The 12,274-nt window shown below is 61.2% G+C and carries 10 protein-coding genes; 1 reads left to right on the top strand and 9 read right to left on the bottom strand.

The features are described 5' to 3' along the window. Positions 1 to 97 precede the first annotated feature (97 nt). The 6 genes from U4Z64_RS37605 to U4Z64_RS08060 all read right to left on the bottom strand — a co-directional run bounded on the left by U4Z64_RS37605 (position 98) and on the right by U4Z64_RS08060 (position 5,502). Positions 98 to 496, bottom strand: coding sequence for a hypothetical protein (locus U4Z64_RS37605; protein WP_415750556.1), 399 nt, complete (start codon positions 494 to 496; stop codon positions 98 to 100). 403 nt (positions 497 to 899) lie between these two features. After that, the gene (locus U4Z64_RS08080; protein ID WP_321819636.1) at positions 900 to 1,235 is read right to left on the bottom strand and encodes a hypothetical protein; all 336 of its coding nucleotides are present in this window, start codon (positions 1,233 to 1,235) and stop codon (positions 900 to 902) included. Between the two features lie 486 nt (positions 1,236 to 1,721). Beyond that, complete coding sequence (locus U4Z64_RS08075) at positions 1,722 to 2,423, bottom strand: hypothetical protein (protein ID WP_321819635.1); 702 nt, start codon at positions 2,421 to 2,423, stop codon at positions 1,722 to 1,724. A gap of 4 nt (positions 2,424 to 2,427) precedes the next feature. Then, positions 2,428 to 3,042: a hypothetical protein gene (locus U4Z64_RS08070; RefSeq protein ID WP_321819634.1), complete on the bottom strand. Its 615-nt coding sequence runs from the start codon at positions 3,040 to 3,042 to the stop codon at positions 2,428 to 2,430. Next, the gene (locus U4Z64_RS08065) at positions 3,042 to 3,668 is read right to left on the bottom strand and encodes a hypothetical protein (protein WP_321819633.1); all 627 of its coding nucleotides are present in this window, start codon (positions 3,666 to 3,668) and stop codon (positions 3,042 to 3,044) included. The genes U4Z64_RS08070 and U4Z64_RS08065 overlap by 1 nt, the downstream gene beginning before the upstream one ends. Positions 3,669 to 4,380: 712 nt before the next feature. Beyond that, positions 4,381 to 5,502 carry a sensor histidine kinase gene (locus tag U4Z64_RS08060; protein ID WP_321809186.1) on the bottom strand — a complete coding sequence of 374 codons (1,122 nt, stop codon included), beginning with the start codon at positions 5,500 to 5,502 and terminating at the stop codon, positions 4,381 to 4,383. Positions 5,503 to 6,363: 861 nt separating this feature from the next. Between U4Z64_RS08060 and U4Z64_RS08055 the strand changes: the two genes are divergently transcribed. Beyond that, a complete protein-coding gene (locus U4Z64_RS08055; RefSeq protein ID WP_321819642.1) occupies positions 6,364 to 8,523 on the top strand; it encodes a hypothetical protein in 2,160 nt (719 codons plus the stop codon). A gap of 133 nt (positions 8,524 to 8,656) precedes the next feature. Here U4Z64_RS08055 and U4Z64_RS08050 read toward each other — a convergent pair whose 3' ends face one another. From U4Z64_RS08050 to pncA, 3 genes are all read right to left on the bottom strand, one after another. After that, a complete protein-coding gene (locus U4Z64_RS08050) occupies positions 8,657 to 10,057 on the bottom strand; it encodes a sensor domain-containing diguanylate cyclase (protein ID WP_321800898.1) in 1,401 nt (466 codons plus the stop codon). Positions 10,058 to 10,375: 318 nt separating this feature from the next. Continuing rightward, entirely contained in the window at positions 10,376 to 11,554 is a 1,179-nt protein-coding gene (locus U4Z64_RS08045; RefSeq protein ID WP_257771443.1) for an acetyl-CoA C-acyltransferase, read from the bottom strand. Between the two features lie 49 nt (positions 11,555 to 11,603). Next, the gene (gene pncA, locus U4Z64_RS08040; RefSeq protein ID WP_044843660.1) at positions 11,604 to 12,236 is read right to left on the bottom strand and encodes a bifunctional nicotinamidase/pyrazinamidase; all 633 of its coding nucleotides are present in this window, start codon (positions 12,234 to 12,236) and stop codon (positions 11,604 to 11,606) included. Positions 12,237 to 12,274 lie beyond the last annotated feature (38 nt).

Below are 12,274 nucleotides of genomic sequence, written 5' to 3'. Positions count from 1 at the left end.
GCGAAGCCGAGAATCGTCGTCTTGACCTCGTTAATCATTATATGAATCGCCCCGAGCGGGATCTCCATCCACGCAGAGACACACTGCATATTTGGTGTCAGCTTCGAGGCGTACTTGAGGGAAAGTCGACGGGCCACGGCAGGCGAGCGGATCCTTCCCCGTCCCCTCTTAACAATTGCTCGTATGCGCTTATCGCTTGGTCAAGCTTTGCAACGCGATAATGATCCTGCACCTGCTCCGGCAGAATGGTCACAGGGATCTGAAGTCTCGCACTGCTGCCAAATGCGCCCGCAAAATCTCCATATGAAAATGCGCTGACACGTCTATATAGTGGTAGCAGAGAACCAGCTGGATAACCGCGCAACTCGTGGTCTACCCACGCTCCGAATTCTGCATGATTAAGCCTCGCAGCCAGCAGCTTACATTTTCTCAGCAACGCCGAGACGTCCCCTGTATCGGATATCGCCGCTGCCTGAATGTCATCAATGAGTGACATCGTCATTTCTCGTCGTCAGGAAGTGCTCATTCTTGCACACGGCTGAGTGACCCTGTCGCTGCCTCGCACCATTTGCAAGTTGGGCAATCGCCCATTCGCCCCTGTCGTTCAGGGGATGGACATAGAGCGCAAGGCTTGTCTAGCAAGACTCTCCCTCCGTGCTGTAGCAAATTAGTAGAAAACGACAAAGCCGGCTTGCAGCGATCTTTTGTGCGTAAGCACGCCTCGCCCCGGGATCCAGAAGGCGGAACAAAATAGATCCGGCGCGTCGCAGCCGTTTGCAAGGCGAATTCTCCCGCTTGACTCTTGCTAGTTACCGCAGGTAGATCGGGGCGAGAGTCCTTTTGGCGTACCCTCGTCCCGATACTGAAGCGACTACACGAAGAGTCGCCCTCCTCCAAATTTACTTAAACAGGTCGACGGAATCTTGAAGCGCTGTCGCGCTTGCATTGCTAAATTCCGTGTCAAAGTGAGTCAACAACATTTCGATGAAACGGCCATGGTACACGCCGTAAACAATCTTGGTCATCTGAGTACCTTCACACCCAACGAGGCCAAAAGTAAGCATACCCTGTTGCTCGTAGGGCCGAAGCCACGCTTCCCCCCTCCATTGATCGGGTGTATGGTAAAAATCCCCATCTTTGTCGTAAGCCCAAGTATCAATCTTCTTTTCGTCGATTGCTTCCCGAATCGCCGCATGCAGGATCTTCGGATTCTGCGTAAAAACTGTAATAGCCATGGTCACCTCGCTAATAAAATTATTCACATCAAGCGAGACGGCAAGATGTCCCTTTCCATGCCGACGCTCCCGTTCAGACTAGCAGATGCGCAAGTAACTTTTACGAATTGGTATAGTACGAATCCGCACGAGTGGCGCGAGTACACCGGTCTACAGGTGCGTTGGCTGATCCTCGAAATCCTGGCGCTGCGAATGTCGCTCGACCACATTCAGAAGTAGTTCGACTACGTCGACACGAATGTCCCCGATCGGGGCGGGCTCGGAGGCGGACAGGGTGATTTCCAGCGCCTGCCGCATCTCCTGCGCGCCGAGAGGGAACGCGCAGGGATGCCTTGACGGCAACGCAGTAGCTCCGGAGAGGAACGGTAGGAGCAAGGCTACAAGGCGGACCACAGACCGAGGAACGCTTCGGACAGGCGGAAGTTCGTCCTTTCAGTTAATATGAACGCAGATCACAAGCCGGTTAAAATTAGTTAGATTATTCAATCAACGGCGTGACGGCCGCAGCATTCCTTTTTCACGCATTTGATCCAATACATCTTCGCCTGCCGCCTCTGCTTCATCTTGTGGTATTGGCGCAAAATCCCAATCACCGACCGCAGCCGTGACTTCTTCCGGTCGAAACCGGGCGGCACTCCCGATGTACTGAATTTGAGCCTCGCGATGATTTCGCGCCTCCTCAGTTTGCACAACAAACCTTGGATTAGCCAATGCGTCAACGACATTTTGTTGAAATTCGCGATCCGAGTCTCGCCCCGACCAATTTTCCGTGTCGAGGAGTTCCCAACCGAAATTCTCGAAAAGAGCCATCACGAACGTAGCACACGTTAGGCCATCGCCAGACGCGGCTGGAACAAATTTACCATCTGGCGAAAAGTGGGCACCCTTCCAATAGTTAATGCTGTACGGGATGTTATTCGCATTCTGCGCCCATACCTCGTTTATCCACATTGCGAAGTCATGGGCTTCATCATCCGTTAAAGCTTGACACTGAACCCACCCATAATCCGCACTAGGCGATTCATTTGTGAGCGCATGATGGAATGCCAAGTGCAATAGGCGTACCGGCTGGCTCTCAAATTGATATAGGACGCCCGTATGCCGCTGACGCTCGGATCCAGAAATCGCAACGCCAATGTGGCGGAGTTCGTCAAACGACGCCTCAGCTTCTAAATGAACCGTAGCCATCCAATTATCGCAACCCTGAGAGCAACCTCTGCGTATTCAACCCCCTCCCTTGCAATTCTTCGCGAGTTGCCAAGAGGAGATTATTCCAGCTATACAAGTGTTCCTTTGCGCGAAAAGTCGAGCGCAACAGTCCAGTTAGAATGCGCGCATGCAAATATGATTTATTTTCGACAACCTTCGCCAGCAGTTCATCTACCAAGTCCACATCGAATTCAGCAAAACTACGCTCCACTCGTCCGAATGCAACCTTGACAGCGTGAGTCACCTCACCGTCGGCAGAGAGGCGGCACATTAGATTCACAACCGAGTCGGTAACAGACACGCTGGCAGTCGCACTGCATTGCTCAGGGACAATGCTCACTATTCCGACTATTCCGCCGAGTGATTTCATTTTGCGCATAACGTGCCCCGATGTTCCATTCATCAGCACACCGCCCATAAGCGCAACCGGATCATTGACGTAGTCAGACCGAGTCGTTGCTGGAACCGAATACGTGAGTGCCCCTGGCATTTGCACAGAACCGATTGACCACTCAAGATCATCGTCCCGATCCTCAGAGAGGACCGCAAAACCGTTAGGTGTCCAGCTGTTCACACGGGGGTTGAATATCGCTTGCATTATGGCTGCGCCCCTTCATACAACAACTCGATCGAAAGATCCTTCAGTTCAGCAAGAAGCGAATCCAGTGCTTTGTCATCTACAAGCGCGAGCTTCTTGTCTGGGGCTGTGTTGACATCAGTCTCACACCGAACCATCTCCCCAAGAGAGACACTACTCCCGCCAGTTGCAATTAGGTGCATTGGCGCAACGCCGATCACGCCGGAGAACCATTTCCCCAATCGATTCACCTGCATCTCCGGTACGGACCGGAGGGTTCGAGGATAGTTTAGTTGAACAAACAAATCCCGCGCCTCAGGACGAATGTTGAAATCCGGTAGCAGTTCCTGCAGTATTTCATACGACTCTTTCCGACTGTTGGTCCTCACGGTCGCTGCACCGCCAACACCCACACGAAAGCTCGATCGGAAGTACGACAAGTGCGGTTGGAGAAGTTGGAACAAGCTCTGATAAGCATCCTCCATCTTGCCAATCGTAGGCCAGTTCAAAACAGGCGCCGCCGTGACCGCAATGTCGACTCGCCCCACCGCCTGATTAACCACAAGACGCCCAGCGCCGAACGCGCCATCCTCGGACACGATCCCCTCTTGCGGTCTCGTCTGTTTCGCTTCCGGCTCCTTGCCCATGAGCCGCTTCCATACGTCACCCTCTCGGGCGAACGTCAAAGGGTCCCCGAAGAAGGTGACACGTGCGTGCTCGCCCTGCCACCGATCGTGAGATGGTTTGACCATCGCGTTTTTCCGGTTGAAAGTAGTGTTTTCTCGCGACTCTATCACATGAGTACCAGAACTTTGATATCTCTCGCACCCCTGCCACGAGAAATGCGGGTATCAAAGCGGGTACCGATGCGAACCACATAACTACAAACTGTTTAAAATCAGTGACATACGATGTGCAATCAGACTTCAACTTCCACATGCCGATATGTCTGATCACTTCCGTTGCTCCTGTTCGTGTTGGTTCGGCGGTTCGCCCAGAACCCTTGTCAGCCGGGCGTTACACAGCCCGTTCATCGTTCGCTCGCGTTCGTCGAAACCGCGCCCGGCCGGGAAAAAAGCGGGTATCCAAGCCGGGACAAGTTCAAGACGCCAACCACGATACCCGCTTTTTCACCGTGCCACTTGCGGACGTCACGATCCGGCTAGCGAAAGCAGCCGACAAGCGTACCAAACTTGCCGGCGCGAATGGACGGCATCTTGAGATGCGCCCATCTGGCTAGAAGCGCTGACGGTATCGATACGGGATTGCCGGAAAGGAAATCGTATTCGCGATCGGCGAATCGCCCTCCGCATTCCGGTTGTAAGCCCCGCATGGCTGGCCGCCATCGCGAACCACGGTTCACGCGCCTCTCGGCAGGCGCACCTCGAATACTGTTTCCGTCGGATCGGACCGCGCGTCAATACGGCCGTGATGTGCCTTTGCGATTTCGCTGGCGATGTACAAGCCGAGCCCCAACCCGACATCGTCACTCGCACTTGCCGATTGGTCGGCTCCGCGCTGAAGGGGGTCGAAAATGCGCTCCAGCGTGAGTCGGTCCATCGCCGGCCCTCTATTCCCAACCTCGATGAGCACTTCCTTGTCAGCCGATACCGCCGTCACCCGCACCGGCGTTTTGGACGCGCCATACTTGATCGCGTTGCTCACCAAATTACTCAGCAATTGCTGCATGCGCTGATCGTCCCAGTCCCCCCGGAGGTCGCCGCTTACGTCGACCTCGATTTCCCGATCCGGATGAGCCGCCCGCAGTTCGTCAACCACATTGGCGAGCACACGTGCGAGATCGACATTGCGCGGAACAACGTTGATGCCCAGCCCGAGCTGGGTTCGATTGAAATCGCAGAGATCGTCAAGGAGGCCTTGCATGCGCCCCCCGCTTCTGATCAGCCGGGCCGCGGCCTCCGATACTTCCTCTCCCGCATTGAGCGCCGCCAGATAAGTCGCCGTGATCTGAATGGTCTGCAGCGGCGTGCGCATGTCGTGACCCAGCATGCCCAACAACAAGTTGCGAGCCTGCTCGACCTGCTCGGTAAAGAAAGCGACGGATTCCGCGAGCGCCTGATCGATCGCCTCGTTGAAACGAATCATGTCGTCCATGTGAGGCAGCCCCGGCTGGCACTCGTCGATCCACAGGCGCAACACACTGGCACGCAGCGCCCGATACTCGGCCGCCAACTGATTGATGTTGAAACCTCTTCGGGCGCGCAGCACGGCATGCGTCTGCGCGGCGGTCTCCGTGGCGTTCATCGGCTCGGGCGCGCGCCCGAGCGATTTTTCGTGTTGCTCGTCCCGCGTTTGCGGGGTGCCGATGTCCTTGGCCACGGCCTCCAGGATCTGCCGTGAATGGTCGCGTAGCGCGAACGAGTCCATGCCCTTTGCGGCCGGTAACAGCGTGGCGGCAAACGCTTCCCACTGCACCAGGATCGACTCCATGTTCCGCACGATGAAATCAGCTAGTCGCATGTCGCCCCACATAACGAAATGAACGGTGGATGCTCCTGTGATACCGCACGAGATCACGCGAATACCAACGATCGAAGACGCTTACATGGCAAGCCGCGCGCAAACCCGTTGTCAGGTGCCCTCTATCGTATGGTGATTTGCCCGGCCCCAAGACGGGCCAGCGCGCGAAGCCGCAACCGCTAATGTGCAACAACTCGTGGTAACGCGAACTTCGTGGTTACCCGTCAAAGGCGCGGCTACGCCTGGCCATCAAGGCAACTTTCACGACCTGTGCTTCGCGTTTTTCGAATCGGCCATTGCCGCGCCCGCCACCGATCCCTTCGCACAACGGTCATGGCGGACGACATTGCAGTCGCCATGCGTTTCATGCATTGCCGATTAATCTTCGATTTGAAGCGCCATTTCGAATCAATCGACCGGTCGTTATCCAGATTCATTATTCATTTCGACGGAATTGCATCTTTTACCGGCTCACCGGGTAATAATTACGGAAATCAAATAAAACACATCGAAATTGATCGAGCATGATTGACTTTGGCTTTCATGAAAATCTAGAATCCCCTACAACATCTTTCATCTGATCTTTTTCAGCACCGACAGAGCCTCATCCTTCTCCCACCGAAAGTGTTCTCCATCGACTTCACCCGTTTCGTGACGGGTGGTGTGGGCTATCGTTTTCCATATTCACCCTTTATCGCTCCCCCGATTAAAAAAGCGGTTCAATCCGCCCCGCAAGCATCACACCGCGATTAATCCGGCATTTTCCGAATGCCTGCGACGCAGAACGAAGCGGATCGAGCCGTCCGCTCATCCGGGCATTTCGATAAAAAAATCGCAGCCGTCAGGAGGGTCGTCATGAACATGCATCGCTTCACGAAATCGCTGTGTCTGGGATTCGTCTGCGCCGCCCTGCTGGCCGCCTGCAACGACGACGACGTCCGTTCAAACGACCCGCCGCCCTCTTCCAGCGCCGCGCTGTCGTTCCGCATGGACGCCGGCGGGCAGATCAACGCGTTCTACCGGCAGGACAAGGTCGCGGCCCATCTGCTGGTGCGCTCGTCGACGAAGCCGCGTCTGCTTGTCGTGTTTCCGGCCGGCAACAGCGGCACCGGGCTGTGGTTCGACGACACCGCGCAGCCGGTGAACTGGAGCCTCGACACGCCGCCGTCCGCACTGTCGGCACCCGACCCGCACGGCCGCCCGCTGTACGGCATCGGCGCCGACGTGTCGGTCGACACCGACACGCTGACGATCCGCCAGGGCGTGCTCAGCAACGTGCGCTTCCTGCGCGACTTCAACGGCGGCGCGACGATTCCGCCGGAGATCGTCACCGCCCCGACGATCCAGGGCAGCGCCGCGCAATGGCAGCGCGACCGGCTCGACGGCGCCCCCGGCTACGCACTGCGCATCACGCTGCGGGACGGCGGCAGCATCGCGACGGCCGCGGACGGCAAGCTGGTGCTGCGCGCGGCGGCCGGTACGCGCACGCTGAAGCTGCATGTCGACGCGCTGTCGGGCGAGACGCCGATGTCGCCGATCACGCGCGCCGACCTGCTCGCCCCGTCCGCGAACCCCGACCCGGTCAGCCAGAACGTGCTCGAATTCCTGAGCTTCCACGACAAGCTGCTGGCCGGCTCGTGGCAGTACGACACGTATTTCGGCCGCGACACGCTGATTTCGGTGCGCATGCTGATGCCGGTGCTCGAACCGGCGGCGATCGAGGCCGGCCTGACGTCGGTACTGAGCCGCCTGTCGAACGACGGCAAGGTCGCGCACGAGGAAGGCATCGGCGAATTCGCACTGGTCGACAACGCGAAGCACGGCCGGCCGAACGATGCGACGCCGACCTACGACTACAAGATGATCGACAGCGACTACCTGCTCGCGCCGATCGCGGCGGCGTGGCTGATCGACGACACGCGCGGCCAGGCGCGCGCGGCCGCCTATCTCGCGCAACGCGGCGGCGACGGTCAGACCAATGGCAGCCGGCTCGTCGTCAACCTGCTGAACGTCGCGGCGACCGCGCAGCCGTTCGCGCAGCAGCCGTCGGTTGCGAACCTGATCCACCTGCGGCCCGGCGAGATCGTCGGCAACTGGCGCGACAGCACCGACGGGCTCGGCGGCGGTGTCTATCCGTACGACGTGAACGCGGTGCTCGTGCCGGCCGCGCTGCGCGCGGCGAACGCGTTCCTCACGCGCGGCCTGCTCGATCCGTACCTGGACGCCGGGCAACGCGCGGCACTCGCGAACACGGCGGCCGAAGCGGCCACGTGGGAACGGCAGGCGCCGCCGCTGTTCCAGGTGAGCGTGCCGGCCGCACAGGCGGCGACCGACGTGTCGGCGTATGCGCCGTCGGCCGGGGTACCGCCCGGCACCGCGCCGGGCGCGCCGCTCATGTTCTACGCGTTGTCGCTCGACCAACAGGGCACGCCGGTTCCGGTGATGAATTCCGACGGCGGCTTCGCGCTGCTGTTCGGCACGCCGACGGACGACGAACTCCAGCGCATCGTCGCCGACGTCACGCGGCCCTTCCCGACCGGGCTCGTCACCGATGTCGGGATGCTGATCGCGAACCCCGCGTATGCGAGCCAGGCACTGTGGCCGAAGTTCACGAGTTCCGCGTATCACGGCACCGTGATCTGGTCGTGGCAGCAGGCGATGTGGGTCGCCGGGCTCGATCGGCAACTCGCGCGCCAGGATCTGTCGGACACGACACGCGCGCTGCTGACGCAGGCACGGCAGACGATCTGGCAAGTGATCTCGAACGGGCGCGACATGCGCACGTCGGAGATGTGGACGTGGTCGTACGTGAACGGCCGGTATCAGACCGACGCGTTCGGCACGCGCAGCGCGGACGCGACCGAGGCCAATGCGGCGCAGCTGTGGAGTACGACGTATCTCGCGATTCGTGATCCGCAACTGCGGACCGGCAAGTACTGGTGGCAGGCGATGGAGCGGATGAAGGATGCGCAGCCACAGCAGGCGGCGGCCATCGCGGCGCGCCAGACGATGCACCAATGAAACGAAAGCCCCGCACGCATATTCGCGTACGGGGCTTCATTCAGGCCGGACGCAAACCGCGCGGACATCGCATCGCGCCGCCATTGCGCTGCATCCGCGCCCGCCACGTCGCCGGATGCGCGGCGCTCGTCCGTCAGTGCGCGACCACGCGATTGCGCCCGTCCCGCTTCGCCTGATACAAGCGTTCATCGACCGCGCGCAACAACGCATCGACCGTCCCGCCGTCGACCCCATACTGCGCGACGCCGACACTGACCGTCACCTGCACGCGCTTGAAATCCAGCCCGAACGGCGAACTCGCGATCGACGAACGCACGCGCTCGGCCGTCATGCGAGCGCCCTCGAGCGGCATCTCGGGCAACAGCGCCATGAACTCCTCGCCGCCGACTCGCGCGAGCGCACCGGCCGGACGTATCGCCTCGAGACACTGGCGCACGACGCCGCGCAGCACCTCGTCGCCGATCTGGTGCCCGTATGCATCGTTGATGTTCTTGAAGTTGTCGAGATCGAGCGCGAGCAGGCAAAACGGCGTGCCGTCGCGTTCCGCGCGCACGATCTCGCGCTCGACCTGCGCGATGAACTGGCGGCGGTTGGACGCGCCCGTCATCGGATCGGTCGCGGCCATGTATTCGAGCTTCTGGTTCGTGCGGCGCAGTTCCTGCAACGCACTCTCGGTGCGCGCCATCGATTCCGACAACCGGCTCATCAGGTCTTCCTGGCTGTAGATCGCCGAGAACGAGCGCGTCGTCTGCAGCGCCTGCACGACGCCGTAGCTGAGCAGGAAGAACCCGCCCGCGAAGATCGCATGCGCGAGCCACCACATGTGATTCCACGGCTTGCCGAGGATGAACGCGAGCGACGACAGCGCGAACGCCATGATCGACACGCCGTAGATCACCATCAGCGGCGACCGGATGCGCCGCGCGAGCAGCACGCCGACGTTCAGCAGCGAAAACACCAGCGCGCCGCCTTCCATCGACAGCCGCGTACCCGGCGCGCCGGCGACCGGCGAATAGGCGATGTACGCAACCGCCACGTTGATGGTCACGAACAACACGACCCACGGCAGCCACGTGCGCGCGCGCGTACGCTTCTCCACCCGATCGGGCGGCTGCGAATACGACAGCAGGCCCGTCAGCAGCAGGATCGACATCACGAGGCGCGAGGCGGGCCCGTACAGCAGGAACAGCCAGATGTTGTGGTGCGCCATCCCGGTGAACAGACCGTGCAGCGCGTAGATCATCGCGAAGCCGAGAAAGCCGAGCGTCAGCCAGCGCAGCAGCGGCTCGCCGGACGATCGGTAGCACACCCACGTCACGTAGGTGACGAACGCGCCTTCGAGGGTCGCGGCCGCGATCGCGATTTCATGGAATGCGTGGTTCTCGAACACGACGTGCGGGTCGCTGAAGAACCACAGATAGGCAATCAGATAGGCCGGCAGCAATGCAAAACCGACCAGCAGGCATTTTGCGTAGAGCTTCGCGGCCGCGCTGACGACGCGCGGCGGTTCCCCGGCTGCATAGGTCGTGCTCAATTTGGTCCCCGTTTCGGTCTGCTGCGTGGTTCGAACGCCCACGGTGCCGGAAACGCGCGATGCATCGTCTTCGCCGGCTACCGGAAACGCGTCACGTGCGCCGGTACGACGCACGCGTCGGCCCATCCCGCCGAAAGGCAAATGTCAGAGCAAGTATAGGTGCGGCAAATCGTTTGACAAGTAAGGGGAAACGGCAGCATCGAATGCATGGCGTTTGCTTCCTGTTTCTTACGAATCGCCCACGGATTTCGCCGATTCGCATCGCGGCCGCGGTTTCGGTCCCCCGAAAGCCGCGGCCGCCCCTCCTGCGCACAAATATCAGACGATTTCGAACAGGCCGGCAGCCCCCTGCCCGCCGCCGATGCACATCGTGACGACCGCGTATTTCACGCCGCGCCGCTTGCCTTCGATCAGCGCATGGCCGGTCAGGCGCGCACCCGATACGCCGTACGGATGGCCGACCGCGATCGCGCCGCCGTTCACGTTCAGGCGATCGTCAGGAATCCCGAGCGTGTCGCGGCAGTACAGCACCTGCACCGCGAACGCTTCGTTCAGCTCCCACAGGCCGATGTCGTCGACCTTCAGCCCCGCCTGCTTCAGCAGCTTCGGCACCGCGAACACCGGGCCGATGCCCATCTCGTCCGGCTCGCAACCGGCGACCGCGAAACCGCGGAACACGCCGAGCGGCTGCAGCCCTTCGCGCTGCGCGACATCCGCGTTCATCACCACGCACGCCGACGCGCCGTCCGAGAACTGGCTCGCGTTGCCCGCGGTGATCACGCCGCCCGGCACGGCCGAACGGATCTTCGCGACGCCCTCGAGCGTCGTGTCGGGCCGGATGCCCTCGTCGGCCGACACCGTCACGTCCTGCGTGAACAGTCGGCCCGTCGCCTTGTCGGCGATGCCGGCCCGCACGGTGATCGGCACGATCTCGTCGTTGAAGCGCCCGGCTTCCTGCGCGGCCGCGGCGCGCAGCTGCGAGCGCACGCCGTACTCGTCCTGCCGCTCCTTCGCGATCCCGTAGCGCTTCGCGACGTTCTCGGCCGTCTGGAGCATGTTCCAGTAGATCTCCGGCTTGTGCTCGACGAGCCAGCCCTCCTGGATCATGTGCCGGTTCATCTCGTTCTGCACGCACGAGATCGATTCGACGCCGCCCGCGACATACACGTCGCCCTCGCCCGCGATGATCCGCTGTGCGGCGAGCGCGATGGTCTGCAGCCCGGACGAGCAGAAACGGTTCACCGTCATCCCCGGCACGCTCACCGGCAGCCCGGCGCGCAGCGCGATCTGCCGCGCGATGTTCGCGCCGGTCGCGCCTTCGGGGTTCGCGCAGCCCATGATCACATCCTCGATGCGCGCGGGGTCCAGCTTCGCGCGTTCGAGCGCGGCCGCAACCACGTGGCCCCCGAGCGTCGCGCCGTGCGTCATGTTGAATGCGCCACGCCACGATTTCGCGAGCGGCGTGCGTGCGGTCGATACGATTACGGCTTCGGTCATGCGAGTCTCCTTCGGTCCTGCATCATGTCCTGAATCGGATAGGAATGCGCTACGCCGTCGGGCGCGCGCCCGCGGACGTCACATGTGCGACGCCCGCCGCCTGCATCTGTTGCCATGCGTGCGCGAGCGACCCGTTCAGGTCGATCGCACGGCATGCGTCGTTGATCACGGCCGCCTCGAAGCCGGCCGCGCGCGCATCGAGCGCGGACCACGCGACGCAATAGTCGGTCGCGAGCCCGCAGCACCACACGCGCTTCGCGCCGAGCTCGCGCAGGTAGCCGGCGAGCCCCGTGCGCGTCGTGCGATCGGCTTCGACGAACGCGGAATAGCTGTCGACCTGCGCGTCGCCGCCCTTGCGGATCACGAGCCGCGCGTGCGGAATGTCGAGGTCGCGATGCAGCGCCGCGCCCTCGGTGTCCTGCACGCAGTGCACGGGCCACAGCACCTGTTCGCCGTACGGCAGCGCGAGCGTGGAAAACGGCTCGCGGCCGGGATGGTTCGCGGCGAACGACACGTGTTCGCGCGGGTGCCAGTCCTGCGTCAGCACGACCTGGTCGAAACGTTGCGCGAGCGCGTTGATCACCGGCACGACCGCGTCGCCGTCCGGCACCGCGAGTGCGCCGCCCGGCATGAAGTCGTACTGCACGTCGATCACGAGCAACACGTCGTCAGTGCGTTTCATTGCATTTCTCCTTAAGCCTGGCCGCGCGGTCACGCGGG

The organism is Burkholderia sp. BCC1996 (assembly GCF_905339955.1).
Lineage (GTDB): Bacteria > Pseudomonadota > Gammaproteobacteria > Burkholderiales > Burkholderiaceae > Burkholderia.
The sequence above is the reverse complement of the archived record's forward strand: the minus strand, read 5'-3'. Positions and strand labels throughout refer to the sequence as shown.